Source organism: Caballeronia sp. LZ029 (assembly GCF_031451275.1).
Lineage (GTDB): Bacteria > Pseudomonadota > Gammaproteobacteria > Burkholderiales > Burkholderiaceae > Caballeronia > Caballeronia jiangsuensis.
Genome location: NZ_JARUXO010000003.1, coordinates 1,443,616 through 1,469,509 on the forward strand (window position 1 = coordinate 1,443,616; position 25,894 = coordinate 1,469,509).

Annotated in this window: 21 protein-coding genes and 1 pseudogene; 10 read left to right on the forward strand and 12 right to left on the reverse strand. The window is 60.0% G+C overall.

What is annotated here, in order from left to right; genetic code table 11:
* The first annotated feature begins 385 nt into the window (after positions 1–385).
* Entirely contained in the window at positions 386–2,050 is a 1,665-nt protein-coding gene (locus QCE73_RS25675; protein WP_309884118.1) for an alpha-amylase family protein, read from the forward strand.
* A gap of 6 nt (positions 2,051–2,056) precedes the next feature.
* Here the strand turns inward: QCE73_RS25675 and QCE73_RS25680 are convergent, their stop codons facing one another.
* The 3 genes from QCE73_RS25680 to QCE73_RS25690 all read right to left on the reverse strand — a co-directional run bounded on the left by QCE73_RS25680 (position 2,057) and on the right by QCE73_RS25690 (position 3,774).
* Positions 2,057–2,524 carry an RDD family protein gene (locus tag QCE73_RS25680; RefSeq protein WP_309884207.1) on the reverse strand — a complete coding sequence of 156 codons (468 nt, stop codon included), beginning with the start codon at positions 2,522–2,524 and terminating at the stop codon, positions 2,057–2,059.
* A gap of 68 nt (positions 2,525–2,592) precedes the next feature.
* Entirely contained in the window at positions 2,593–2,805 is a 213-nt protein-coding gene (gene tatA / locus QCE73_RS25685) for a Sec-independent protein translocase subunit TatA (protein ID WP_309884119.1), read from the reverse strand.
* 240 nt (positions 2,806–3,045) lie between these two features.
* The gene (locus QCE73_RS25690; RefSeq protein WP_309884120.1) at positions 3,046–3,774 is read right to left on the reverse strand and encodes a Sir2 family NAD-dependent protein deacetylase; all 729 of its coding nucleotides are present in this window, start codon (positions 3,772–3,774) and stop codon (positions 3,046–3,048) included.
* A gap of 437 nt (positions 3,775–4,211) precedes the next feature.
* Here QCE73_RS25690 and QCE73_RS25695 point away from each other — a divergent pair, with 437 nt between their 5' ends.
* Positions 4,212–6,167, forward strand: a complete 1,956-nt coding sequence (locus tag QCE73_RS25695) for an AAA family ATPase (RefSeq protein ID WP_309884121.1) — start codon at positions 4,212–4,214, stop codon at positions 6,165–6,167.
* Positions 6,168–6,291: 124 nt separating this feature from the next.
* On the opposite strand, the pseudogene QCE73_RS25700 reads toward QCE73_RS25695, so the two are convergent.
* Positions 6,292–6,348: pseudogene (locus QCE73_RS25700) on the reverse strand (H-NS family nucleoid-associated regulatory protein); the annotation flags it as partial.
* An 813-nt stretch (positions 6,349–7,161) separates the two neighbouring features.
* Between QCE73_RS25700 and QCE73_RS25705 the strand changes: the two are divergent.
* Complete coding sequence (locus QCE73_RS25705; protein WP_309884122.1) at positions 7,162–8,001, forward strand: hypothetical protein; 840 nt, start codon at positions 7,162–7,164, stop codon at positions 7,999–8,001.
* 176 nt (positions 8,002–8,177) lie between these two features.
* Here the strand turns inward: QCE73_RS25705 and QCE73_RS25710 are convergent, their stop codons facing one another.
* From QCE73_RS25710 to QCE73_RS25735, 6 genes are all read right to left on the reverse strand, one after another.
* Positions 8,178–9,155 carry a YncE family protein gene (locus QCE73_RS25710; protein WP_309884123.1) on the reverse strand — a complete coding sequence of 326 codons (978 nt, stop codon included), beginning with the start codon at positions 9,153–9,155 and terminating at the stop codon, positions 8,178–8,180.
* Positions 9,101–10,045 (reverse strand): SMP-30/gluconolactonase/LRE family protein, encoded by a 945-nt coding sequence (locus QCE73_RS25715; RefSeq protein WP_309884125.1) that lies wholly within the window; start codon positions 10,043–10,045, stop codon positions 9,101–9,103. The genes QCE73_RS25710 and QCE73_RS25715 overlap by 55 nt, the downstream gene beginning before the upstream one ends.
* A 5-nt stretch (positions 10,046–10,050) precedes the next feature.
* The gene (locus QCE73_RS25720) at positions 10,051–11,172 is read right to left on the reverse strand and encodes a substrate-binding domain-containing protein (RefSeq protein ID WP_309884126.1); all 1,122 of its coding nucleotides are present in this window, start codon (positions 11,170–11,172) and stop codon (positions 10,051–10,053) included.
* 52 nt (positions 11,173–11,224) lie between these two features.
* A complete protein-coding gene (locus QCE73_RS25725; protein ID WP_309884127.1) occupies positions 11,225–12,157 on the reverse strand; it encodes an ABC transporter permease in 933 nt (310 codons plus the stop codon).
* A gap of 114 nt (positions 12,158–12,271) precedes the next feature.
* Positions 12,272–13,759 (reverse strand): sugar ABC transporter ATP-binding protein, encoded by a 1,488-nt coding sequence (locus QCE73_RS25730; protein WP_309884128.1) that lies wholly within the window; start codon positions 13,757–13,759, stop codon positions 12,272–12,274.
* Positions 13,760–14,290: 531 nt separating this feature from the next.
* Positions 14,291–15,223: a LysR family transcriptional regulator gene (locus tag QCE73_RS25735; protein ID WP_309884129.1), complete on the reverse strand. Its 933-nt coding sequence runs from the start codon at positions 15,221–15,223 to the stop codon at positions 14,291–14,293.
* A gap of 176 nt (positions 15,224–15,399) precedes the next feature.
* Here QCE73_RS25735 and QCE73_RS25740 point away from each other — a divergent pair, with 176 nt between their 5' ends.
* From QCE73_RS25740 to QCE73_RS25770, 7 genes are all read left to right on the forward strand, one after another.
* Entirely contained in the window at positions 15,400–16,503 is a 1,104-nt protein-coding gene (locus QCE73_RS25740; protein ID WP_309884130.1) for a 4-hydroxythreonine-4-phosphate dehydrogenase PdxA, read from the forward strand.
* Positions 16,500–17,672 (forward strand): L-rhamnonate dehydratase, encoded by a 1,173-nt coding sequence (locus QCE73_RS25745; protein ID WP_309884131.1) that lies wholly within the window; start codon positions 16,500–16,502, stop codon positions 17,670–17,672. Before QCE73_RS25740 ends, QCE73_RS25745 begins: the two co-directional genes overlap by 4 nt.
* Positions 17,673–17,674: 2 nt before the next feature.
* Positions 17,675–18,592: a dihydrodipicolinate synthase family protein gene (locus QCE73_RS25750; RefSeq protein WP_309884132.1), complete on the forward strand. Its 918-nt coding sequence runs from the start codon at positions 17,675–17,677 to the stop codon at positions 18,590–18,592.
* A 77-nt stretch (positions 18,593–18,669) separates the two neighbouring features.
* Positions 18,670–19,962, forward strand: a complete 1,293-nt coding sequence (locus tag QCE73_RS25755) for an MFS transporter (RefSeq protein WP_309884133.1) — start codon at positions 18,670–18,672, stop codon at positions 19,960–19,962.
* Between the two features lie 77 nt (positions 19,963–20,039).
* Complete coding sequence (locus QCE73_RS25760; protein ID WP_309884134.1) at positions 20,040–20,987, forward strand: YncE family protein; 948 nt, start codon at positions 20,040–20,042, stop codon at positions 20,985–20,987.
* Positions 20,965–21,939 (forward strand): amidohydrolase family protein, encoded by a 975-nt coding sequence (locus QCE73_RS25765; protein WP_309884135.1) that lies wholly within the window; start codon positions 20,965–20,967, stop codon positions 21,937–21,939. The genes QCE73_RS25760 and QCE73_RS25765 overlap by 23 nt, the downstream gene beginning before the upstream one ends.
* Before the next feature lie 330 nt (positions 21,940–22,269).
* Entirely contained in the window at positions 22,270–23,238 is a 969-nt protein-coding gene (locus tag QCE73_RS25770) for a LysR substrate-binding domain-containing protein (RefSeq protein WP_309884136.1), read from the forward strand.
* 127 nt (positions 23,239–23,365) lie between these two features.
* Here the strand turns inward: QCE73_RS25770 and QCE73_RS25775 are convergent, their stop codons facing one another.
* The gene (locus QCE73_RS25775) at positions 23,366–24,217 is read right to left on the reverse strand and encodes an amidohydrolase family protein (RefSeq protein ID WP_309884137.1); all 852 of its coding nucleotides are present in this window, start codon (positions 24,215–24,217) and stop codon (positions 23,366–23,368) included.
* A gap of 28 nt (positions 24,218–24,245) precedes the next feature.
* Complete coding sequence (locus QCE73_RS25780; RefSeq protein ID WP_309884138.1) at positions 24,246–25,886, reverse strand: class I adenylate-forming enzyme family protein; 1,641 nt, start codon at positions 25,884–25,886, stop codon at positions 24,246–24,248.
* Positions 25,887–25,894: the final 8 nt, after the last annotated feature.

Here is a 25,894-nt window from a genome sequence, read left to right on the forward strand (position 1 = left end):
ATGCCGAACCAGCAATGTCCCACGCTCCGGTCAACGGAACTCGGGCGACGGCTGACCGTTAAGGCGGGAGGCGACCATTCCATCTAAAAAGCTCTGACAATCAAAAAATTGCTAACTTTCGTTATGTCAAATTTACTGCGCTATGTTTGATCGTGGCTCGCCCTCCAGGCGTCCACGACCCGCAAAGACTGCCGGAACACTTCTTGCACAGCACAGACCGACATCAAACATCGACCCGATCGAATCGGATCAAACGAAGCGAAAGATCGCACCGCGCACGAGCGATCCCCCAACGTTCTCGCCACGCTGTTTAATCTCGGAGAACCTCCAAAGTCGCAAACCCCGATAACCCGCAAATGGAACAGCCGGACTTCCTTCAAGGCCTATGGTCAACGATCTCTGGTACAAAAACGCGATCATCTACTGCCTGTCCGTTGGCACGTTCATGGACGCGAACGGCGATGGCGTCGGTGACTTCCGAGGCCTGCTGCGGCGGCTCGACTATCTTCAGGGGCTCGGCATCACCACGATCTGGCTGATGCCCTTCCAACCGTCCCCCGGCCGCGACAATGGCTACGACATCACCGACTACTACAACGTCGATCCGCGCTACGGCTCGCTCGGCGACTTCACGGAGTTCACGCACGCGTGTCATCAGCGCGGCCTGCGCGTGATGATCGATCTCGTAGTGAATCACACGTCGGACCAGCATCCGTGGTTCCGGGAAGCGCGGCGCGATCCCGAATCGAAATATCGTGACTGGTATGTCTGGTCGAAGAAGCGGCCGGCCAACGCCAAGGATGGAGTGGTCTTCCCCGGCGTGCAAAAATCGACATGGACCTACGATAAAGAAGCGGCCATGTGGTACTTCCATCGCTTCTACGAGTTCCAGCCCGACCTGAACACGGCCAACCCTCTCGTGCAGGCCGAGTTGCTCAAGATCATGGGCTTCTGGATCCAGCTCGGCGTCTCGGGCTTTCGCATGGACGCCGTGCCTTTTGTCATCGCCACCAAGGGCGCGCAGGTGAAAAAACCGGTCGAACAATACGACATGCTGCGCACGTTTCGCGAGTTCCTCCAATGGCGCAAGGGCGACGCGATCATTCTCGCGGAGGCGAACGTACTGCCCGACACCGACATGAAGTACTTCGGCGAAGCCGGCGAACGATTGCAGATGATGTTCAACTTCCAGGTCAATCAGAACACGTTCTATGCGCTCGCGAGCGCGGACGTCGCGCCTCTCAAGAACGCGCTGGAGGCGACGAAGTCACGCGCCGCAACGGCGCAATGGGGCGTATTCCTGCGCAATCACGACGAACTCGACCTCGGCCGGCTTTCGCCCAAGCAGCGTGAAACCGTATTCGCGGCGTTCGGCGCCAATCCCGCCATGCAGCTCTACGATCGCGGCATCCGCCGTCGACTTGCGCCGATGCTCGATGGCGACCGTCGTCGGCTGGAACTCGCGTACAGCCTGATGCTGACGCTGCCGGGAACGCCCGTCGTGCGTTACGGCGATGAAATCGGCATGGGCGACGACCTGCGCCTGCCCGAGCGCGAAAGCGTGCGCACGCCGATGCAATGGTCCACCGAGCCGCATGCCGGCTTCACGAAGCATGATCGCCCCGTCTGTCCGGTGATCTCCGGCGGACCGTACGGTTTCGAACGCGTGAATGTCGCGAACCAGCGCCGCGACCCGAACTCGCTGTTGAACTGGATCGAGCGAATGATCCGCATGCGCAAGGAAGTGCCCGAGATAAGCTGGGGCGATTTCGCGATTCTGAAGGCATCGCGCGATGACGTGCTCGCGATGCTTTACCACTGGCGCAACAACTCGGTGGTCTGCGTGCATAACTTCAGCGCGGCGGCGTGCACTGTCAAGTTCCGAGTCGGCTCAAAAGCCGGTGAAAACGACGTACTCGTGAACCTGCTCTCCGACGACCACAGCCAGGGCAACGCGAAGGGGCAGCACACGGTCGTGCTTGAGCCTTACGGCTATCGATGGTTCCGGGTAGGCGGTCTCGACTACCTCCTGAAACGCAGCGAAGTGTGACGTGCATCAGGACGATTTTCGCAATCCACCGACCACGACCGTGTTTGCGATTCGGTCATGGAGCGCTTGCTTGCGCGGATTGAACAATACCCAGAGAAAACCCGCTCCACACATGGTGAACGTGAGCACGTAGCCCACTGTGCGCAAGACGGCTTGCCTGCGGGTCATCGGCTCGTGACTGTCGGCGTCCACAATCTGCAATCGCACCACGCGCTTTCCCGGTGACGTGCCCCACACGACCCATAAAACACCGGTTATGAGCAGTGGAATGCATTGGGCCACGACCAGCCACAGGATGAAAGTCGCCGCGAGCGCATCAGGCGTCAGCGGGATTTCATCGGAGGACGGTCCTAACGGGATAAACAGAAGGATAACCGTCCACCAGATCGAGTCGATGAACAAAGCGCGGGCGCGCTCGGAATACGTGGCGAGGCGCATCTCGGGAACCAGACCAATCAACTGAGGTTCGTGCACTGACAAGCCGGGGTCCATCGCGTTCCGGCGTGAAATCGTCTCACCGGTAGTGCGGCCCTCTCGCGTCTTTACCGTGCGGTGACATCCTTGGCTTGAACATCAACGGTCGCCGGGATCGGGTTTGCCGTGGAGGCCGACGTTGGGGCATCGCCCAGGCCTTCCTTGAAAGACTTGACGGCACCGCCCAAGTCGGAACCGACGCTACGCAACTTCTTGGTGCCGAAAACAAGTGCGATGATCGCCAGAACGATAAGCCAATGCCCGATGCTGAGACTTCCCATATCACCCATCCATAACAAAGAGAAACGCTTAATTCGAGCGGAATGCGCAATATTTACTTCACGCCCCGCTCCCTCGTCTCGCATTCTGTCATAAAAATCAACAGTTTATGTGACCCTGTTTCGCATCACGACGCACCCGCGACAGGCGCGCATGAAATTTTTACCTCTGGGAGAGCTTTCATGCGCGACTGCCAGCGAGCCGCGAGACAACGCCCCGCAAGCGCAGAGAAAGTCGAAACGCTATTCCATATGACCCGCAATCTGTTCCTCGAGATGCTGTAGCCCGGTTGTCGCAGGCTGCGCCTCTACGACGCCGAACATCTCGCTTCGGTTTGGCGACGGGTCTACGAGGAAGTTTCTCGGATGCTCGTTTTGTCGGTCCCAAGGAAGCATTGCCTCGGGCGGAACGACTTCGAAAGCGCTCCCGATGGCGAGAAACAGATCGCACGCGCGCATTTCTGCCTGGAGCCGATGGAGATTGAGATAGGCAGGGGCCGCCTCTCCGAAGAACACGACTCCCGGTTTGACGCCTTCGTGGTTTCCGCAAATCGGGCAGGCAGCCGCAGGGTCGAAATACAGCCCCTCTTTCGGAAACGCGAGATCGCACGCGGTACACAACAACGAGTTCAAATCGCCGTGGAGGTGGATGACGGAGGTGGCGCCGGCTTTCTCGAGCAGATCATCGACGTTCTGAGTCAGCAACTGGACGCGCTCGGCTCCCCACTTGTTCTGCCACTTGGCGAGCAGCTTGTGGGCGGCATTCGGCTCGGCACCATGCTTCTCGCGAATGCGATCGTTGTAGAACCGGAAGACGGCCTGACGGTTCTTGCGCCATGTGCGGATATTGCAGACTTCGTCGACGCTGTTGCGAGTCCAGATACCGTCGCCTGTACGGAACGTCGATAGACCGCTTTCGGCGGACAATCCTGCGCCGGAAAACACGTAGAGCCTGGGCGTCCTGTTATCCATATCTCAGCTTGGTTGTGCGTACGCCCTTAAAGCACCGCTTCTCATCCAAACGACTGCAGAATTCGCGTCGATTGGAAGGCAGCATTTAAAGGCTCGCGATCTATTCAGCGGCGAGTCTACCAAGATCCGATAACGATCAGCGGTCGCCGCGTTTGATTTAACCGTGCGCAGCCGTATCGAAAAATTCGAGCCATCGGCGATTCACGCTGCACTGCGACGCATGATAAGCCACGCCCCCCGAATCACGCGCCGCGCCGTCCCAAAGCGGTCATACGCACGGACGCGAATTTTCAGCGCGTGCAACATTCGTAGCCTGCGCTCCCGCGTTGCCGACTTAAAAAATGCGGACAAACATGACACGCGCAAGGGCCGGAGCATGAGAGGCAAGTCTCCGCATGAGAGAGACGCACACGTACGCGATACGAGGAAGAACCCCCATGAAACCGGGAAAGAATGGACCGTGGACTCGGCTGCGTGGCCGACGGCGACTGCTCATCTCCGTCGTTGCGTTCGTCGCCGTACTGATCGCGATCGGCTCAGGCGTGCTGCGCAACCGCATGGCGGACCAGCATCACGATCCGCTTCAGGCGACGAGCATCGTCTATCAGATGCGGCAGGATCCGTCGCCGTGGGCGCGCACCGAGAACGACGCCTCGCGCATGCTCACGGATATCCGCGACAAGCGCGTGGCCGCGATCGGCGTGACGCTCGATGCCATCCTCGTGTCGACAAAAAGTGGCCTGCGGTACTTCGTCAGCGACCGGTTCGCGGTGTTCTCGCAGTCGTTGCTGCTCAATGCGATCAAGGGCGAAAGCGCGCCGGACTACCAGATCGCGTGGCTTCCGAACGTGTCCATTGGCGCACAGGCGGGCATAGGCCCGCTGCTCTCCGTGTTGCGTGATTCGGTCGTCATGCTGGTGTACGTGCTGATGCTGGCGCTTATGCTCTGGTACGTGCGCCGCGAAATGAAGGGTGACGCCACGCTGATCAGCGCGCCACCCGACACGAGTTTCGACGACGTGATCGGCGCGGTCGAAGCCAAGGCCGCGCTGGAGGACATCAAGGCCTATCTGCGCGATCCGAAGTCGTTCACGAAGCTGGGCATCCGTCCGCCATGCGGGGTGCTGATGACGGGCGGTCCGGGGGTCGGCAAAACGCGGCTAGCGCAGGCGCTGGCGGGCGAATGCGACGCGCGTTTCATCGCGATCACGGGGAGCTTCTTCAGCGCGAAGTACTACGGCGTCGGCATTCAGAAGGTCAAGCATCTGTTCAAGACGGCGCGCAAACATGGCCCGGTGGTGATCTTCATCGATGAAGCCGACGGGCTCGCCGCACGCACCAGCGGCGCGTCCGGTTCCGCCGACGCCGAAAGCAACCGCATCATCAATCAACTGCTCGCGGAGATGGACGGCTTCGAGAAGAACGAAGGTGTGATTCTCGTCGCCGCGACCAACTTCCCCGAGAATCTCGATGAAGCGCTCCGCCGTCCGGGCCGCTTCGATCGCATCTTGCCGGTGCGTCTGCCGGACGTATCGGATCGCGTGAAGATTTTCGAGTATTACCTGGGCAAGCTGCCGTCGTGTTCGACCGATATCGACTGCAATCAACTGGCGCGGCTGACGGTCGGTTTGTCGCCCGCATCGCTGTCGATGATCGTCAACCAGGCCGGATTGATCGCGCGCAGGCAAGGCGCGGGCATGGTGTGCGGGGAGCATCTGCGCGAGGCGGTCAAGGTCGCGCGCATCGGCGACGTGAGTCGTACGGAGAAGGCGCTCGACGCGGACGAAGTGCGTCGCGTCGGCGTACATGAAGCGGGGCACGGCATCGTCGCTGCGCTGCTGGGCGCCGGCGTGCTGGAGGAACTGACGGTGCTGCCGCGCGGCGGTGCACTGGGCATGGCGCTCATCACGAAGCCGCAGGACAAACACCTGTATCGCCGCAGCGAGCTGGAAAAGGAACTGATGGTGCTGCTCGGCGGACGCAATGCGGAGTTGCTGATGTTCGGCGAGGCATCGAGCGGCGCGGCGCAGGACTTGCAGGAAGCATCGCGCATCAGTCTGGAGATGGTGTCGCGGCTCGGCTTCGGCCGCGAAGGCAATCTGTTCAGCCTCGCCGCGCTGCCGCGCGAGAGCGCCGCACGGCAACTCGACGGTGCGATCGAACAGGCCAACGCGCTATTGAACGAGATGAACGAGCGCTGCTTCGACCTGCTCGCGCGAAACGAATCGATTCTGCGTGATGTCGCGCTCGCGCTGACTAGGACCGAGACGGTGCCGGGCGCATATGTCTATGATCTCATCCGCGAAAGCGGAGTCAGACAGTCGCCCGAGCTGGAAGCGGTGTGTTTCAGTGCCGCGGCCAGCGAGGGACGTGTCAGAAATTTTGTGCGCTGAGGTCGGTTAAATAATCTCAGTTGATGGCGCAGGTGAAGCACTCGCCGAACACAATGGCAAACTGATTGACGGCTTGCCGCCAGGTGACAGGTGGCATCTTCCAGCCCTTCTCGATGCCGCGGTTCTTCGCGCTTGCAATCCATTGAGGCGCCTTACCGCACCCACTCCAGGTCGCGCCTGTTTTCGGGTTTCACTACCTTGACGCAAACAGGCGCACGCCGCCCCTTTCTCCGATCGGCAATTAGCGGCCGTGCCGACCATCGAAGAAATCCACTAATTCAATTCAGTTTACTATCCACATCTCTATGAACCTTCTGCTCACCAAACTGACATAAATTCTTCGCTTTAACCATAAACGAAGAATATTCTAAAATTCTTGACATTGAATTTCACTCCGCTTACATTGCCCGGACACGACACGATAGTTGGTTAGCAATACTGTCGTTCCGCCGAATTGGCGAGGGTCCGCGCAATCTGTTATTTGTATTAAAGCAGCCACATCTCCGCATAAATTCGCAACTTTCCTGCATCGCATTTCGAATTCGGGCTGCACGTTTGTAGGAATTCTCAAATATTCGAATTTCGATCCGGAAATTCCCGACGCAAATTCTCGTCTTCCTATGCAAGTCCGTAAAGCTGAGTCTGTTTTGTCTGTTGGCTTCGAAACAACGAACGAGCAAACGAATGATGAGACGCAGTGCTTTAATTATTGTCGCAACGGCATTTATGTCCGTCACCTTCGGTTACACGATGCCGCTGCTGGCGCTCACATTGAAATCTGGTGGCGCAACACAGACGCAAATCGGCGTCAGCGCTTGCGCACCATCACTTGCGATCATCCTCACGGGATTCAGTTCACGACGTTTGATTGCGCTGCTCGGATACAAAAAAGTCCTCGCGCTCAGTGCGTTAGTGTTGTGCAGTGGGCTCTTTATCCTGGAGAGACTTGTATGTATGGTTTGCCGTCAGAGCTTGCATAGGCGCAACCAATGGAATGCTCTGGATCGCCTTGGAGTCTCTTTTGAATCACTCGACACCCGCCCCCATCAAAGGACGGGTGATTGGGGTTTATGCCGCGGCAACGACTTTCTCCTTGGCCATGGGGTCCTTGATCCCAATCGATACGGCCGCGCTCGAAGGCGCCTTTCTCACGTCCGCATTGCTATTTTGCGTTGGCGTAGCGATATGTTACTTGTCGGGCTCTCTCATCTTGCCAGAAGAAAAAGGAGCAACACTTGAGCTCACTGTCAAGTCGCTGAGGAAAATGCCGGTCGAATGCGTGATCGCAACTTGTGGCGGCGCTCTGGTGGCCGCACAGATCACCCTACTTCCTACCTCGACGACCGTGAACGTGAATAGCCTGACCGGAAAGGATTTGCTGTCGGCCACATTGATTGGTTCTGCGGCTGCGCAGATCGCTATGGGCATCACCGTCGACAAATTGGGTATTTATAAATCGGCTTTCATCGTTACCACCGCAGGGATTCTGCTTTCCCACTTGATATGGATGGGTGACGACGGTGTCGGTAGTGAAATTTTATATTTTCTTTGGGGAGGCGTTTGCAGTGTGTTATACGGGTTGGCGCTTATTATGTTTGGCCTGCGAGCGCGCCCCGATGAACTGATGGCAGGAAATGCCGGATTGCTTTTGCTGTATGAAACGGGGTCGCTACTTGGCCCGGTCACGGGCGGTGTGCTGCACGACATACTTGGCATCTCCTCCCTACCGATTGTTAGCGCCTTGGCGTTTTATGTCATCCTTTCATTTTTGATTTTCGATAAGTACACCAGACTTCGAGTTCTATTAAGAGGCGTCATTGAATTCAAACGCTGACGAGATTTAACGTGACGAACGTAGATGAAGAATTATTGTCGGCTAAGAAAGTGCTTGGCCAGGTCAAGTTTCTTTCTCCGTCGCGTTCATGCCGGCGGGGGTTCGTCGAACGCGAGCAGCTTCGGGCCAAGCCTGTCCCGCCATATCCCAACCCGGCTGCACGCATCTGCGTAAAATCAGATCACTTTCGACACGTCCGGCTCGCGCTGCGTATGGATGTAAGTTTCGAAGCGCCTCGTTTGCATATCAAACAATCCGACGCGGTCGTCGTCCTGCGACACGAACGCGATGCCTCTCGTGTAATCGAACGACAAGGCGATTGCTCGCGCGGACATCGGGACGTGATCGATCTCTTCGAGCGTGGCCGGATCAACAAGCGATAGACTGCGCTCGCCGTAATTCGTGACTACGAGCATGTCGTCTTTCCATCGGTAGATGCGCGTGGGGTCGTCACGCGAAGCCGCCGAATAGCGCGTCTGCATTGTCTCGGTCTCGATCGCGGTCAGCGTCCTGCTCCAGCGGTTGCTGACGAACAGCGTGCGCTCGTCGCTACTGAGACAGTAGCCCTCCGGTTTGTCCCCAGGATGACAGACCAGAGGGAGCGCAAGAGGATCCCAGGGCCGTATTTTCGTTACCGTATGCGAGAGCAGATTCATGCAATAGGCCGTCTGTCCGTCTCGCGTCAAGGCGAACAGATGACTCTTGATTCCACCGGATGGCACGGCGCGACGCGGCATCTCATCCGTCTCGGGGTTATCAAGCACGAGCAATGTCGCCCGCTCCTCGCTGAGCGCATACAGACGGTCCTTTTCGTCCATCTGTAGACCGTGAATCCGATTGAAAGGCGAAAGATCGATCGTACGGGTCAGGCTTCCAGCCGCGATATCGATCTGCAGCAGCGAATGCCCACCCGCGCCGGCATGGCCGGACGTCTCTACTCCGTAATGTCCGACCCACGCGTACCGGTTCGCGCCGTCGGTGACGAACTCGTGAGGGAACGACGGCAAAGCGACACTGTGAAGCCGCTTGCCCGATTCAATGTCATACCAACTGATGCAATGACTGCATTTTTCGACAAGCAGCAGCGTGTTCCGATCGCTCACGTGGCGCCTCGTGTGTTCAGTCTGATTCGATAAAGAGAGCTGGATGCGCATATATACAGTTCCTTGCCATCGGGTCCCCCAAACGTCAGATTCGCGACCTTTTCCGGCACGCCGATTCGCGCCAGCCGCGTGCCGTCGGGGTGAAACACCTGCACACTGTCGGCGCTGCTCGTGAAAATGCAGCCCTCACGGTCAACACGAAAACCGTCGGCAAGACCAGGCTCGATCACGGCAAAAATGCGTGGATCGACAAGCTCGCGGCCGTGGACGACATCAAAGGCGACGATATGGTGGTGACCGCCGCCATCCGTTCTGAGCGCTGCGGACGTGTCGGATACGTACAGGACGGATTCATCCGGCGAGAACGCAAGTCCGTTCGGTTCTTCGACAAAATCGGTCGCGACTGTCAACGCGCCGGTGGCCGGGTCGTATCTGAAAACGTAGTTGTCGCCAAGCTCTGATTCAGCCGCATGCCCTTCCCGATCCGAAACGATTCCGTACGGCGGATCGCTGAACCAGATCGTGCCGTCACGCTTCACGATGATGTCGTTCGGAGAATTGAAGCGCTTGCCCTCGAACAGGCCGACAACAATTTCGTCTGCGGCGTCTTCGAGGTGCGGACCAAAGCGCGTGCGGACAATCGCGCGCTGCCCATGTGAGCAATGCAGGATCGAACCGTCGCGTTCACGCGCATGGCCGTTCGTGAACTCGACGTTCTCGCGCCATACAGTCATACCGTCACGCTCCGACCACCGTAGCATGCGATTGTTGGGAATGTCGCTCCAGAGAACCGACGCATCTTCGTGAATCCAGACAGGACCTTCTCCCCAGATTGCCCCGGTGCATAGCCTCTCAAGGTTCGCTCGGACCGGGAAAAGTCCCTTCGCGCGCAGATCATAAATGACGATATCGGTTTCAATCGTATCGGTGCGGTCAGTCATACCTTTTATCTGCCCCAGATGCGGCGATACACATCGCGATAGTTATTGGCCGGATCGTAGATGTTGTTCGGGCCGACATCGGATGCGATGTTTTCCGGTGTCACCAGATGAACGGGTGTGCTGTATCCGCTTGGCGTCGCACCGGAAAACGCCCGGTTCAACTCGTCAACCAATTGCCAGCCATGCAAAAGCAGCGGTTCTGGAATCGTGCCCGCCTGATAGCGGTCGCCGCGGATACGTTGATAGGCAGATTCGCTCCCATCTCCGGCAGACAGATTCACGGGCGGACCGGACGGCTTCTGACCTGCACTTGCTAGCGCCGGCCCCATGAAATCGAAGTACAGGTCGTTGATGCCGAGCGAGTAACTCCACCGGGTTCCAAACCGTTGCAATAGTGACGTGGACAACTGGGGAATGCGCGTCGACGTTTCCGATAGCGGTGTGTCTTCAACCGAAAGCAGCGCACAACCTTTGCATTTCCGGATGACGTCCGCCATCGCTGTCGATTTAGCCACGGCCACCTGGTACAGCGAGTCTGTGAATACCACGACGCCTGCCGTGCCGTTCGACTTCACGACGGCATAGTTCGCCGCGACAGTGGCGACCTGCAAGGGGTCCGTGCTGACGTTGGTGAATAGCTCGGTGGAGGGATCGGGTCCTGCTTTGGGGCCGGCATGCCATCCGACCACAGCGATCTTGAGGCTGCCGGCTTTGCGAATCACTGTCGCCTGCTCCGTCGGGTCGAATCCGCCGAGAATAATGCCGGAGGGATTGAGCGTCATGGCCTGGTTCATCGCAGCAGTACGGCCCGACACGGAGCCCTGCCCGTCGAGTACGCGCAGTTTCCAGCCAATCCCGCGTGCAGCTTCGGCAACGCCATCGCTGACGCCCAAGACACCGCCGTTGCGCAGATCTGAACCGACATAAACAATGGTCTTGTTAGCCTGTGCCTTTGGTCCGCCCGTCGGGCCGTCCCATGGCGGTGAAGGCTTGACCGCCGCAGCCACGACTGCCTGCGCCTTCGACATGAATTCGTCGGCTGCGCTCGCGTGGGTCGCGAGTAAAAAGAGTGCTGTCGCCACAACAGCAAAAGCTGACCTATGCGGAATTCGGGGCAAACGCCTCATGGTATGTCTCCGTCGTCGGATTTGTATTGAAAGCCGCTTACTGGCTTAAGGCTTATCGGTTATGTTTTGACGCGCGTGACCGTCTGCGGCTGCCGTACCCTGCAATGCCGATCGCGATCAGAAGCGTCACGCCGTTAAAGAGCGGCTCGACAAAGAACGCGCCTCCGAGCTGCTGGATACCAGATATACCTACTGCCAGGACACCTACGCCGACAAGCGTGCCCCAAACATTCACGCGGCCGGGGCGGATCGTTGTCGAGCCGAGAAACGCACCGACGAGGGCCGGTAGCAAAAATTCAAGGCCGACGCTTGCCTGCCCAATGCCGAGCTTCGACGCGAGCACGACACCCGCGAACGCTGTCAGGAGACCCGACGCCATGAATGCGCCAATCACGTAGCGGCGCACGGGAATGCCATTGAGTTGCGCTGCACGAGGATTGGCCCCGATCGCATAGAGGAAGCGACCCGCCGGCAGGTACTCGGTGATGATCCAAAGCATGAGCGCAATCGCTATGACGTACCAGGTCGATACGGGCAGACCGAGGAGTTGCGCGCTGTTGATCAGATAAAACGAATCAGGAGGCATGCCGATTACCTGACGTCCACCCGTGTGCCACAGAGCAATTGCGTAGACGATCGTGCCACTGCCAAGCGTCGCGATGAACGAGTCGATCTTCGCCATCTCGACCAACAGACCATTGAGGAAGCCGAAAGCGAGTCCAAGCAGCAATACGACCGCGACGGCAACTGGCCATGAAAGCCCAAAGCGGGTCTGCAACGTGATTGTCAGTACGTGCCAAAGGACGATCCCGTATCCGACAGTCAGATCGATCTTGTTCGTGAGCATCGGAATCATTGCAGCCAATGCCAGCAGCGCGATGATTGCCTTGTCAGAAAGAATCGAATTGAGGTTCATCCGCGTCGGAAATGTTTCCGGCAATGCGATCGAGAACAACGCGATGAGCATCAACAGGAGGATCGGCATGCCGTACACCGGGATAACACGCGAAAGGCCATGAGAGATGGCACGTGATGAAGGCTGGCCTTCTGTTTGTACGACTGATCTCACTTTCTTATTCCTCAATGTTTGCGAAACCTGTTACGCCGTAATGCATTCGCTTGCAGACGCCCGTTGCAGCAAGGTCTGGATGGTGAGCGATTCACGCTCGACGCAATCGATGACACGTCCTCGATTGAAGATCAGCGCCCTATGCGCGATGTTCGCGACTTCCTCGAAGTCGGTCGAGATGAGCAGCACCGCAAGTCCACGTTCGAGCGCCCTGTTCACGAGCGCATAGATATCCGCCCGGGCGCCGACGTCAACGCCCGCGGTCGGTTCCTCGAGTATCAGGAGGCGTTTGGCGATCTGAAGCCATCTGGCGATGACGACCTTCTGCTGGTTACCGCCGCTCAGGTTTTCGACCGCCTCCGTGGGATCGTTGGGACGTACGCCGAACTGTGTGGTCAATGCGAGCGCCTCGCCATACTCGGTCCGTCCACTTTTGAGCCGAAGAATGCCGCGGCCCGTTGCACGAGGATTCAGAAACATGTTTTCGCGCACGGACATGGACATAGCCAGCGACTCTCCAGTCCGATCGCCAGCCACGAAGCCGATGCCGTGCGCCATCGCTTCCCTTGCGTTGCGCACGCGAAGCGGTGTTCCACCCAACTGGATTTCGCCCCCTTCCGTGGGCGCCTGTCCGAAAAGGGCTCGCCCGACAGCATCCTGCCCGGCTCCCCGCAATCCAGCGAGCGCCAGGAGTTCACCGGCGCCGAGTTTGAAGGACACAGGCCCGACTCCTTCGAACATTGCCGCCCGGAGTTCGAGTGCAACAGGCTTGCCCGCGCTGATCGACGGTACGTGAACCGGCAGCGGCTTGCGGCCCACGATCATGCGGACCAGATCTTCCGGATCGGTTTCGTCGATGCGCTTCTGCCCCACCAGACGCCCGTCACGCATGACCGCGACCCGGTCGGCGATACGGAATATTTCGTCGAGTCGATGGGAGACATAGATCATCCCGACACCGCGCTTGCGCAGCGAGTCGAGCACAACGAAGAGACGCTCCACATCGTCTTGCGGGAGACTGGCGGTCGGTTCATCGAGCACGATCAGTTTCGCATCCGTAGCCAGCGCGCGCGCAATGGCCAGTAACGACTTCTCGGTTCGTGACAGCTCGCAAACGGGCACATCGGGATCAATGCCGCTGTCGACCAGCGCGAGTGTTTCGACCGCACGGCGACGAACCGCCCGCCAGTCGATGAGACCCGCGCACCTTGCGAAGCCGCAGCCGAATGCCACGTTTTCCGCGGCAGTCATCCAGTCGATCAGGCCGAGGTCCTGATGGATGAAGGCAATGGACTTGGACGACGCGCCACCGACGACTGGCGTGCCACGAAACTCTATCGATCCGGAATCGAGCGGATAGACACCGGCGAGAAGCTTGATCAGTGTCGATTTACCCGCCCCGTTCTCGCCAAGCAAGGCGAGCACAGAACCTGACTCGACGTCCAGACTCACGTCATCGACGGCAACCGTGCCACCGAAACGCTTTCTCACGTTTTTTAAAGAGAGTAAGGGCGACACGATTGTCTCCGGAGGGTTTGCTGTCACCGATGCGGCACATAAACTAGCTGGAGCGTTTCATGTGCCGTCTATGTGCTGTCTGGATTGCATCGCCTGTGACTCGCCGATACGCAGCCATTACGTATGTATCGATACGTTTCGAGAAACAGTAGCCGGTGATCAGATTGGACTGGTGATATATGGGCTGTTTCACCGTTCCCTGCTTGTTATCGATGTATTGAATTTTTCGCAAGTGTGGACGCAAGACGGTTGCTGCACTAATCAAAAGATTTCAATAAACGATAACCTGCCGTTATACGAACGAGACGAATGCAAAGTCTTTAAAAAATGAAATTATTGTCCAGGTGAGTAGATATCCATAACATTGGTTTGCAAATCGCAACCAGTAAAGGAGTGGAATCTCTCAGTCAGATTTCGTTCCGAGCGTACATTGCGCAAAGGCGGGAGCGCTCCTGATCCCTAGAGCGGGTCACGTGATACATCAGATGCTGGCAATACATGACTGCGCGAAGGTTGCGCGACGGGCGTCCGCTACGCCTCGCTATGGAACAACTCCAGGAAATGCTTGGCGGGCGCACTCAACGGCCTGTCGCGACGCACCAGGCTGCCATAGGACGGAAGTTTGTGGCCGAATGCATAAGCGATAGTAGCCACGAGCCCATGCTCCGCATTGCGTTGCGCCACCGCCGCCGGAATAACGCCAAGCATCTGGGATCGCGCGACAAGACTCATCGTCGTCAATATTGAGCCCGTTTCAATCAGGCCGCGCGGCAACGGCCGGTGGTGCTCCTGAAATTCGCGCTCAACGACTTCGCGCGCGGGACTGCCTGCAGGCTGGAGGATCCATGGGTAGGAAGTCAGCGTCGTGAATTCAACACGGTGCGCCTGGGCTAGGGGATGGTCGCAGCCAGCGACGATCGCAAGGGTTTCATCATCGACAGACCGGAATAGACATTCGCTGCCTTCGCCGGCATCGCGACCTATCACTACTTCGAGCACGCCCTCGTTCAGTTGAGGCATAAGTCGGTCATTGGTATCGACCGCAATTTCGATAGCCAGGAGGGGAAAGCGCAACTTCAACTGGACCAGCGCCTCGGTTAGCCGGCCGGGCGTCGCCGCCATGATGCTGCCGATAGCGAGCCGCCCCGCGCTGCCGAGTCGCAGTTCCGCCAGTTCACGATTGAGCGCTTCCATGCTGCCGCGTATTCCGTGGAAATACCCCAGTACCCGCTCGCCCGCCGGATTGAGTCGCAAGCCCCGTCCCGCACGCTCGAAAAGCGGTTGTCCCAATGCGCTTTCCAGTTCGTGCAGCATCTTCGTCGCTGCGGGTTGTGTCAGCCCGAGTTGCCCTGCGGCACCACGCAATGTGGAGCATTCCTCGACCGCAAGCAGCAGTGCGATCTGGCGCATACGCAGCCGGTTCAGCAATTGTGGCGTGGTGTCCAGTCTGTCGATCGACCCCATTCTGATTACCTGAAGTTATCAATGGATCAGCAGTTTTCAATTTACGGGGTCAAGGCGTCTACCTAGTATGAACCCTGAATCACATTGGGCCGCCTCGCGGCCACCACGAGGAGACGCACGATGCGAATCGAACATCTGACCGTGTTATCGCGGCCCGTCATGGCGGGAGACACGGCATGACCGCCAAAACCGACCTGCCAGTCGTTGCACTGACGCTCGGCGATCCGGCGGGCATCGGCCCCGAACTGATTGCGAAGCTGCTCGCCCGATCCGATGCAACTGCCCACGCAAACATCGTGCTGATCGGCGACCGCTGGCTTTGGGAAGATGGGCAACGCATTGCACGCGTGCGCGTGAATGTCGAGCCGCTGGATTCGTTCGCCGAGGTCCGTTCGCGTACATCGACAGACTTGCCGGCCTTCCTTGCTGTCGACACCGTCATGCCGGTCAGGGTCGTGAGTGGTGAAGCCCGCGCTGCGGGTGGGCGTTCAGTGCTGCACGTACTCGACTTGTGCATGGATGCCACGCTGGCCGGCCACGTCGATGCGATCTGCTTCGCGCCGCTCAACAAGCACGCGATGAAGCTCGGCGGCCTCGAACACGAAGACGAGCTGCATCATTTTGCCGAGTATCTCGGCGTGACCGACTATTTCTGTGAGTTCAATACCCTCGGCAATCTTTGGACCGCACGCATCTCATCGCATATCCCCCTGAAAGATGCAGCGAACTATGTGACTGTCGACCGCATCACGCAAGCTGCAGAGCTGATGTACCGATCCCTGCGAGCGAACGATATCAGTGAGCCGAAGATTGCGATCGCAGCATTCAATCCGCACGGCGGCGACGGCGGCGTGTGCGGCCGCGAGGAAGTTGACGTCATCGTTCCTGCGACACGGGCGCTTCAGGCGCGCGACTGGCCGACCGATACGCCCTTCCACGGTCCCTTTCCGGCCGACACGATTTTCTTGAAGGCGCAGGCTGGCGCGTATCACGCGATCGTCACGATGTACCACGACCAGGGACAGATTGCGATCAAGCTGCTGGGCTTTTCGCGCGGCGTCACGGTTCAGGGTGGCCTGCCGGTGCCGATTACCACGCCTGCGCACGGCACAGCCTACGACATCGCCGGCCGCGGTTGCGCCGATGTGGGCGCGACCTGGCAGGCATTTCAGATCGCCTGTCGCATGGGCGCCGCACACCGCCGTGACCTCATTGGGCTGGCCGATCCGCGCGGTCCCAAATTCTCTGACCATCAAGAATCAACGGAGACATCCGAATGAAAATCAAGTCCGTGCGTGCCCGTGTCTATGAGTGGAAAGGCAAGACGGTGCCGCCACAGGGCAACTTCTGCTCCAACGCGATGGACCTCCTGTACGCACCGCAGGAAACGATGAGCACTTTTCGCTTCCATGCGTGGACAGTCGTCGAGGTGGAGACGGATGATGGCATCGTCGGTCTCGGCAACGTCGCGCTCGCACCACACGTCGCCAAGTCCATCATCGATCAGTATCTCGCACCGCTTGTGATCGGTCAGGACCCTTGGGACTACGAATACCTCAACCAGCGCATGTATCGCGCGACTCACGCGTGGGGCCGCAAGGGCATCGGCATGGCTGCGATCTCCGCGGTGGACATCGCTATCTGGGACATTCTCGGTAAGAGCGTGGGCAAGCCGGTCTTCAAGCTGCTCGGCGGCCGCACGAAGGAAAAGATCCCGTGCTACTACTCGAAACTCTATCGCACTGGACTGAATGAAATGCAGGCCGAGGCGCAGAAATTCCTCGACCAGGGGTTCCGCGCGTTCAAGATGCGCTTCGGGTACGGCCCGGCGCACGGGCAACAGGGTGTCGTCGAGAACCTGAAGTCGGTCGCCGCGATTCGGGAAGTCATCGGCTACGACAACGACTTGATGCTCGAATGCTACATGGGCTGGAACCTCGAATACGCGAAGCGCACCCTGCCGAAACTGGAGATGTTTCAGCCGCGCTGGCTCGAGGAGCCCGTGATTGCCGATGACCTCGAAGGCTACGCCGAACTGAACCGGCTGACGAGCATCCCGATCTCGGGCGGCGAGCACGAGTTCTCGCTCTACGGCTTCAAGCAGCTTCTGGATCGCAAGGCGGTATCGGTCGTTCAGTACGATACGAACCGCGTCGGCGGCATCACGATGGCGCACAAGATCAACGCGCTGTGCGAGGCGTACAGCGTTCCCGTGATCCCGCACGCGGGCCAGATGCACAACTATCACCTGACGATGAGCACGCTCGCATCGCCGATGAGCGAGTACTTCCCGATGTTCGACGTCGAGGTCGGCAACGAGTTGTTCTACTACATCTTCGATGGCGAGCCGGTCGCGGAGAACGGCTTCGTGCAGTTGCGCGACGACGCGCCCGGCCTCGGCCTCACGCTGAAATCCGAGTTCCTCGACCAGTTCGAAATCGTGGAGTGATCATGAGCGCACGTTACCAAGGCGTGTTCCCTGTCGCGCCGACGATCTTCACCGACGACGGCGCGCTCGACCTCGACGGCCAGCGCCGCTGCCTCGACTTCATGATCGATGCGGGTTCGAACGGGATCTGCATTCACGCGAACTACTCGGAGCAGTTCGCGCTCGGCGACAGCGAACGCGATCTCCTGACGGTCACGACGCTCGAACACGTCGGGGGTCGTGTGCCCGTCATCGTCACGACGTCGCACTTCAGCGCGCGGATCTGCGCGCAGCGCAACCAGCGCGCGCAGGAACTCGGTGCAGCGATGGTGATGGTGATGCCGCCTTATCACGGCGCGACGTTCCGCGTGCCGGAGACGCAGGTTTTCGGATTCTTCGAGGAAGTTGCGGCGGGTCTCGAGATTCCGTTGATGATCCAGGACGCGCCCGCGAGCGGCACGACGTTGTCGGCGCCGTTCCTCGCGAAGCTTGCACGTGAAATCAATGCGGTGTCTTACTTCAAGATCGAGACTGCGGGTGCCGCCTCGAAGCTGCGCGAGCTGATCGCGCTCGGCGGCGATGAGATCGAAGGCCCGTGGGACGGCGAAGAAGGGATCACGCTACTCGCCGACCTCGACGCGGGCGCGACCGGCACCATGACGGGCGCTGGCTATCCGGACGGGATCCGTGAGATCACTGATGCGTTCTTCTCGGGGCGCCGTGACGAGGCGTGCGCGCAGTACGCGCGCTGGCTGCCGCTGATCAACTACGAAAATCGCCAGGCGGGCTTCCTCACCGCGAAGGCCTTGATGAAGGAAGGCGGGGTGATTGCGTGCGACAAGCCACGCGGGCCGTGGCCTCAGTTGCATCCCGAGGTTCGGGCGGGACTGCTCGACGCCGCGCGCCGGCTCGATCCGCTCGTGCTGCGATGGGGCGACTGAGGTAAGGCGAGCGAGCGCGTCGAGCTTGACATGCGGCCATCCGAGAAGGCTGCAGCCGACATAAAACTGGAGACCTCATGAATTCCGTCAATCCGACCTCCCCGGCTTGCGAAGCCGGCGACGCCGTTCCACGCCGACGCTGGCTGCGAGTAATTGCGCCGCTTCTGATGGCCTGCACCATCTCTTACATGGACCGCGTGAACATCGCGTTCGCCATGCCGGGAGGCATGAACGTCGATCTCGGCATGGACGCGACGATGGCCGGGTTCGCAGGCGGAATTTTCTTCTTCGGCTACCTTTTCCTTCAGATTCCCGGCGGCAGGCGCGCGGCACTCGGCAGCGGCAAGAAGTTCATCGCCTGGTCACTCGTGAGCTGGGCGGTGCTGTCGGCACTGACGGGCCTCGTCACGCAGACGTGGGAACTGCTCACGCTGCGCTTTCTGCTCGGCGTCGCCGAGGGCGGGCTGATGCCCGTCGTCCTCACCATGGTCAGCAAGTGGTTCCCCGATCGCGAACGCGGGCGCGCGAACGCAATGGTCATCATGTTCGTGCCGCTCGCGGGAATGATCACCGCGCCGCTGTCCGGCTTCGTGCTCGCGGCGTACGACTGGCGTTACCTGTTCTTCAGCACGGGTCTGCTGTCGCTGCTGTTCCTGATCGTCTGGATACTCTTCGCCGACGACGGCCCGGAGTCGGCGCGCTGGGTGTCGCCGCGCGAGAAGGCGTACATCCTCGATGCGCTGCGCGAAGAGCAAGAGCGCAAGCGGGCGGCGGGCTCGCCCGCGTCGGCATCGTTGCGCGAAGTGATCCGCAACCCGACGATCTGGCTGCTCATCGCGATCAACTTCTGCTATCAGGTCGGCATCTACGGCTACACGATGTGGCTGCCCACGCTACTGAAGAATCTCACGCATACCGGCATGGGAAAGATCGGGTTGCTCGCGATGCTGCCGTACGTCGCGATGATCATCGGCATGTTCGCGACCTCGTATCTGTCCGACCTGACCGGCAAGCGGCGCCTGTTCGTGCTGCTTCCGCTCGTCGGCTTCGCTAGCTGCCTCGCACTGTCGGTGCTCACGCAATCGATGATGTTCGTGTCGTTCGCTTTCCTGATCGGCAGCGGATTTTTTCTGCAGGCGGCGGCCGGCGTGTTCTGGGCAATACCGCCGAAGCTATGCAGCCCCGAGACGGCGGGCAGCGCGCGCGGCCTCATCAACGCACTCGGCAATCTCGGCGGTTTCTGCGGCCCCTACGCGGTCGGCGTGCTCACGCAGCACATCAGTTCGGCGGCAGGCGTCTACAGCCTCGCGGTCACGCTCGCGGTGGCCGGCTTGCTCGCGCTCACGCTGCCCAAGCGCTGCGAGGACTGATGCGCCGACCGACAGCAAACCTGCCGCTGCGCGAGGCACGCGCCGAAGCGAAACCAGTGATCGAAGGGAATTCCCCGATGAACGACATCCTGCTGCTGGTGCAGAAATGCGCCCACACCTTCAGCTTTTACGACCTCGAAACGAAGACCGCGCTCAAGCACATCGTGCTGCCGAACTTCCCGCATGAATTTACGGTCGACGCGCAATGCCGCTTTGCGTACGTCGGCATCTTCGGTATCGAAACGGCGTGGTCGCGCGGTCATGACGGCGATCACCGGATCGCGGAGATCGACCTCGACGAGCGCACGCACACACGCACACTCGACCTCTGGCCTTATTACCGGCCGCACGGGATGGCGAGCGATGCCGACGGGCGTCTCTACGCGATGAGCGAAGCGCACGACATGCTGCTAGTGTTCGACCGCCCGCGTGAACAGCTAGTGCCCAACATGGCGATACCATCGGGCGGCGTGAAGACCCATCTGGTGACGCTCACGCGCGATGCAAGCCGCGCCTATGGCGTGCATCTCCTGTCGAACACAGTGACGCGCCTGCATCCGCGCGACGCGACGGTGCCTCCGCGTGCCGTGATGCCGGGGCCGCGCCCCGAAGGCAACGCCCTGTCGAGCGACGAGCGCACGCTGTACGTTGCGAATCGCGGCGACGACACGCTGGTGGCCATCGACACGGACAGCATGACCTGCGGCCGCCGTGTGAAGACGCGCCGCGATCCGAACCGCATCTACCGCACGAGCGCTGTCGACGGCCGTGATCTGCTGTTGCTGACCAATTCGGGCGAGCAGTCGCTCTCCGTGTTCGACGCTGAACTGCTGGAGGAAGTCGAGCGCATCGAACTGCCGGCCAATCCGACTGCTCTTTCGTTCCATCCGTCGCGCGCGGCGGCATATGTGTCGTTCCAGGACGACCATGTCCGCGAACTCGATCTGTCCATCTGGCGCTTCGTCAGCGCGATGCCGACGCTGCGCGAACCGGACGCGTCCTATGTGCTCGCAGCGGCTCGCTGATCCCGAAGCTGCCGACACGGAGACCGGGCTGCCCGATGCGATCGTCGACGCGCACCATCACCTGTGGCGGCTGGATGGCGACGTGCGTTATCCGTGGCTACAGGAGGCGTACGACCCTGCGCGTTTCATTCTCGGTCCATATGAGACGCTGCGCCACGATTTTGGCGTCGCCGAATTCCAGTCAGCAAGTGGAGGCGCGCCGGTAGTCGCGAGCGTGCACGTCGAAGCAGAATGCAGCGATTCGCTTTCAGAGACGCGCTGGCTGCATCAAGTCGCAATGCAGCATCCGATTCCGTCGGCCGTCGTCGCATGGGTCGATTTGCTCGCGGACGATGCGAATGAGCGGCTCGCCGAGCAGGCCGCATATTCGCTCGTGCGCGGCGTGCGCTTCAAGCCGAGAACGTCCGCCGCGCCCGATGACAGAACCGATGGCCCCGGCACGCTGAACGACCCGCGCTGGCCGCAAGCGCTCGAACGGGTCGCCGGGCACGGCCTGAGCTGGGACTTGCGGGTGCCCTTCTGGCATCTCGACGCAGCGGCCGCGATGCTTGCCGATGCGCCTGCGGTCGACGTCGTGCTCGAGCACGCCGGACTACCGTGGGATCGCTCGGATGTCGGGCTCGCGCGGTGGCGACGCGGGATGGCAGCGCTCGCCGCATTGCCGCGCGTGTCGGTCAAGCTGTCCGAATTCGGCTTGCGCGACACCGTGTGGAACGAGATGCAAAATCGCGAAATCATCCGCGACACAATCGATATCTTCGGAACCGAGCGGTGCATGTTTGCGAGCAACTTTCCCGTGGCGGGATTGCGAATCACGTATCAAGCATTGCTACGGACCTTCGCGGCGGCAATGGCGGACAGGAGCGAGGCGGCGCGACGCGCGATCTGGCATGACAACGCGATCCGCCTTTACCGCATCGATATGAACCGACTGGACAAACCGGAAAAGTAGCGAGAAACACGATCCGGGTCGATTCTTATCTCAAGATAGCTTATTGCGCACCACGGTTATGAATCACGACGTGCTAAGCCGTCAATCGCGATCTTCGTCACGGCGAGCGATTCTTGCTGGACATCAAGGCCCACGTACTTGCTAAACTTGTTCACGACCTACCCTGCCCCCTCAATGTGGCTCTGAGCCGCGGGTAACCCACCTTGAGCTTGATCCGAATACCTTGAGGTGCAACACGTCCATACATAATGTCCAGCTTTATGCACGTTTGGCGCGAGTTCAAGCAGAGGTCGAGATTTCTTCGATCCTATTCGGTACGGCTATCACTAAATGATTTCTTCAACATCCGACATTCGAGCCCGCCTGCGCTTGCGTCATCTTCAGCTAATTCTCGGAATCTGGGAGCAAGGGTCTTTGCGACGGGCGTCGAATGAGATTGGAATGACGCAGCCGGCCGCGACCAAGGCGTTGCAAGAACTCGAGGATCTGCTTGGAGTGACACTATTCGAGCGGCACACACGAGGCATTGTTCCAACCGTATTCGGTGAAGCGGTAACCCGATACGCTCGGGTAGTGTTCGCGGAACTCGGCCTGCTGCGAGAAGAACTCGTGGCGATCGAGTCGGGCAATGTGGGAACGGTCCGGTTAGGAGCGGTGACAGCGTCGTCGGACCTGTTGACCTCGGCCATCGTTGCGCTGAAACGGGCAAATCCGAAGTTGCATATAACCGTGCAAATCGACACCAGCGAGGTGCTAATACCTGCGTTGCAGGAAAGCCAGTTGGACCTCGTCGTCGGAAGCGTTCCGAATGGATGGCCAACGGAGGATCTTACGTTCGAGCCGCTTGCAGAAGAGCCGCTTTCGCTCGTCACGCGCCCTCAACATCCGGTGAGCGGGGGAAAAATGCCTATTGGGATGAAGGAGTTGGCGAAGTACCCCTGGATTATTCAGCCGCGTCCAAGCCCGCTGCGTGAGATTGTCGACCAGACTTTTCGATATTACCGGGTAGCGCTGCCAGAAAACACCGTTGAAACCTTTTCGATTCTCGCAACACTGTCGCTGTTAGTCGGCGCGGACATGATCGCCGTGCTGCCTACATCGGTCGCCCGGCACTATCAGAAACAAGGCACGCTCGCCATAGTGCCTGCGCGCCTTCGTGGGTATCTTCCTCCATACGGCCTGATACTGCGGGCCAACCGTCGTGTTACGCCGGCCACACAGATTGTCGTCAATGCGATCAGAGCTGCCGCCCAACCCCGGAAGAAAGGCAATCGAAAACCTCGTAACCCTGACATTTGAACTTAGCGGCAACAAAAACTTGTAGCGGCTATATCCTCCCGCGTTAACGGTGAGCCTGACAGAAACGACCGGATCGCCACCCTGCGCAGCATCACCCATCGCCCTCAAAATCCCCCGCCCATCGATTTCACAACCCCAAGTAAGCCAGCGCGTTATTGCAACACCAATCCTCGCGAACCGCATCCGGCATATCGAGCGCATCGAATTCGGCGAGCGCTTTCCCGACCGGCATCATCGGGAACGCCGAGCCGAATATCATGCGTTTCTTCAACACCGTGCGCCCGTATTGCAACAACGGCTCGTAGCCCGAATGCGCGGTCGCGAGCAGCTTCGGGCGCACAGCGAGCGTGCCGATCCAGACGTTCGGATGACGCCACGCCACCGCGAGCAGTTCCGGCACCCACGGCCAGCCCGGCGGCGATGCGCACACGCGCAACCCGGGAAGCGCCATCATCACGCGGTCGAGCGCCGCTGGATGGCCGTACATCATCGAGGTATGCGTCGAGAAGTTCGTGCCGCAATGGATGTTGACGGGCACGTCCAGTTCCACGCATTTCTCGTAGAGCGGAAACTGCAAGGGATCGTCGATGCACAGCCGGTGCTCGAAGCCCTGCACGTTCAGCCCGCGCAAGCCGAGCTCCCGCACGGCAACTTCGAATTCGGCGACGGCGGCAGCGCCCTTGTGCGGATCGACGCCAGCGAAGCCGATATAACGCTCGCCGTGCGCGCGGCAGAAGTCGGCGACGCTCTCATTGGAAATCTTCACGCCGAAGGTGCTCGATAGATCGCGCGCCTTGAGCACGACATGCCGCGCGCCGAGACGCTCATAAGTCTCGAGATAGGCGTCGAGCGGATCGCCATCGCCCGCATCGGCGGCCTCGCGCTCGGTGCTTTCGTACACGCGTCGATAGTTCGCCAGATGAGTGGCGGGACCGTCGAACTGAAGGGACGGCGGTCGGCTCGAAAAGTCCACGAACATGACAAGGGCTCCCGGCATGCGCGCGGCATCAGCGCCAGCGCGACTCCTGACGATCGTAGGTATGGGCGAACGGATCGGCGGTCTCCGCGATCAATCGCTTCTTCGCGATCTTGCGCGATGGCGTGCGCGGAAAATCGCCTTCGATGTACTGCAGAAAGCGCGGCACCTTGAACGGCGCGAGATGCTTCGCGCAATGCTCGAAGATGTCGGCAGGCGGCACGTCCGCGTGCGTGAGGCCATCGCGCAGCTTCAGATAAGCCTTCACTTCCTCGCGTCGCAGCGGATCGGGCACCGGCACGACCGCCGCTTCGGCGATCGCTTCCATGCCGCGCAGCACCGTTTCCACTTCCGTCGCCGACACGTTCTCGCCCGCGCGCTTGATCATCTCCTTCATGCGTCCGACGATGAAATAGAAGCCGTCGGCATCGCGCCGGAACAGGTCGCCGGTGCGAAACCATGCGCCGTCGAAACTCTCCGCGTTCGCTTCGGGCCGCTTGTAGTAGCCCCACAGAATGCCGCGCCCGCGAATCCACAACTCGCCGGTTTCATCGATATCCGCAATGCTGCCGTCCTCGCGACGAATCTGCAGTTCGCGAAACGGCGCGGGCAAGCCGCAGGTGCGTTCGAGCGCCTTGTCGTGCGCCCACGCGGGCACGAGCGCGCCGGTGCCCACTTCGGTCATGCCGAAGCCTTCGCGCGCGATCACGTGAAAGCGCGTCTGCACTTCCTCGCGCTTCTCGCGCGTCCAGCCATAGATGCTGACGTACTTGAGGCTGACCTCGGCATCGCGCGGACTGCGTGGATACTGGCTCAGCGCAGGCTCCGGAAAAATGCAGTAGTGAATGCGATAGTCGATGAGCCACGACATGAAGCGCGACAGACTCATGCGCTCCGCGATATACGCGGTGCCGCCGAGCTTCAGCGTCATGAGGAACTGCCACATCGGGTCCATATAGAAGAACGGCGCCCATATCAGCACGTTCTCGATGCCCGCCTCCGGCCCGCGCCGATGCCGCGCCGCGCCGTGGCAATGGATCATCCAGTAATCGTGGCTCAGCATGCAGCCCTTCGGAAAGCCCGTGGTGCCCGAGGTGTATTGCAGGTTCAGCAGGTCGTCGCGCGACACCGGGCTCGCGGGCGTGAACCCGGCGTTGCCTGCATCGACGAGCGCTTGCCATTGCAGCGGATGATCGCTCTCGCCGCTCACGATCACGCGCTCCCACGCAAGCAGGCCGGGCAGCGCGGGCGCGCCGGCGAGGAGCGGCACGAAGGCGGCGTCGATCACGAGATATTGCGCGTCGGCGTCGGTGAGCACGAAGGTCATCTCGTCGAGCGTGTATGCGGTGTTCACCGGCACCATCACCGCGCCGATGCGTCCGAGCGCGATCCACGTGATCGGAAACTCGGGCGTGTTCTTCAGCATCAGCGCGACATGACAGCCCTTGCGAATGCCGCGCCTCACGAGCGAATCCGCGAGTTGGGACGCGGCGCGATCGATCTGCGCATAGGTCATGCTGATGCCGCGCTCGAACCACACGGCGGCGGTCCTGTCGCCATACAACGCCGCCTGTTCGCTGACGAACGCGCCGAGCGATTCGGGCAGCGCAAGTTGCTCCTGACGTTTTCGACGGGCGAGCTCATCCGCCACGGTCGGGGACTGTGTTGTCATGCTGTTCT

Excerpts from the sequence above, each read along its gene's own strand:
- QCE73_RS25675 (WP_309884118.1), top strand. The coding sequence starts at position 386 with ATGGTCAACGATCTCTGGTACAAAAACGCGATCATCTACTGCCTGTCC.
- tatA (WP_309884119.1), bottom strand. The coding sequence starts at position 2,805 with ATGGGAAGTCTCAGCATCGGGCATTGGCTTATCGTTCTGGCGATCATC.
- QCE73_RS25690 (WP_309884120.1), bottom strand. The coding sequence starts at position 3,774 with ATGGATAACAGGACGCCCAGGCTCTACGTGTTTTCCGGCGCAGGATTG.
- QCE73_RS25695 (WP_309884121.1), top strand. The coding sequence starts at position 4,212 with ATGAAACCGGGAAAGAATGGACCGTGGACTCGGCTGCGTGGCCGACGG.
- QCE73_RS25705 (WP_309884122.1), top strand. The coding sequence starts at position 7,162 with ATGCTCTGGATCGCCTTGGAGTCTCTTTTGAATCACTCGACACCCGCC.
- QCE73_RS25710 (WP_309884123.1), bottom strand. The coding sequence starts at position 9,155 with ATGCGCATCCAGCTCTCTTTATCGAATCAGACTGAACACACGAGGCGC.
- QCE73_RS25715 (WP_309884125.1), bottom strand. The coding sequence starts at position 10,045 with ATGACTGACCGCACCGATACGATTGAAACCGATATCGTCATTTATGAT.
- QCE73_RS25720 (WP_309884126.1), bottom strand. The coding sequence starts at position 11,172 with ATGAGGCGTTTGCCCCGAATTCCGCATAGGTCAGCTTTTGCTGTTGTG.
- QCE73_RS25725 (WP_309884127.1), bottom strand. The coding sequence starts at position 12,157 with ATGCCGATCCTCCTGTTGATGCTCATCGCGTTGTTCTCGATCGCATTG.
- QCE73_RS25735 (WP_309884129.1), bottom strand. The coding sequence starts at position 15,223 with ATGGGGTCGATCGACAGACTGGACACCACGCCACAATTGCTGAACCGG.
- QCE73_RS25740 (WP_309884130.1), top strand. The coding sequence starts at position 15,400 with ATGACCGCCAAAACCGACCTGCCAGTCGTTGCACTGACGCTCGGCGAT.
- QCE73_RS25745 (WP_309884131.1), top strand. The coding sequence starts at position 16,500 with ATGAAAATCAAGTCCGTGCGTGCCCGTGTCTATGAGTGGAAAGGCAAG.
- QCE73_RS25750 (WP_309884132.1), top strand. The coding sequence starts at position 17,675 with ATGAGCGCACGTTACCAAGGCGTGTTCCCTGTCGCGCCGACGATCTTC.
- QCE73_RS25755 (WP_309884133.1), top strand. The coding sequence starts at position 18,670 with ATGAATTCCGTCAATCCGACCTCCCCGGCTTGCGAAGCCGGCGACGCC.
- QCE73_RS25760 (WP_309884134.1), top strand. The coding sequence starts at position 20,040 with ATGAACGACATCCTGCTGCTGGTGCAGAAATGCGCCCACACCTTCAGC.
- QCE73_RS25765 (WP_309884135.1), top strand. The coding sequence starts at position 20,965 with ATGTGCTCGCAGCGGCTCGCTGATCCCGAAGCTGCCGACACGGAGACC.
- QCE73_RS25770 (WP_309884136.1), top strand. The coding sequence starts at position 22,270 with ATGATTTCTTCAACATCCGACATTCGAGCCCGCCTGCGCTTGCGTCAT.
- QCE73_RS25775 (WP_309884137.1), bottom strand. The coding sequence starts at position 24,217 with ATGTTCGTGGACTTTTCGAGCCGACCGCCGTCCCTTCAGTTCGACGGT.
- QCE73_RS25780 (WP_309884138.1), bottom strand. The coding sequence starts at position 25,886 with ATGACAACACAGTCCCCGACCGTGGCGGATGAGCTCGCCCGTCGAAAA.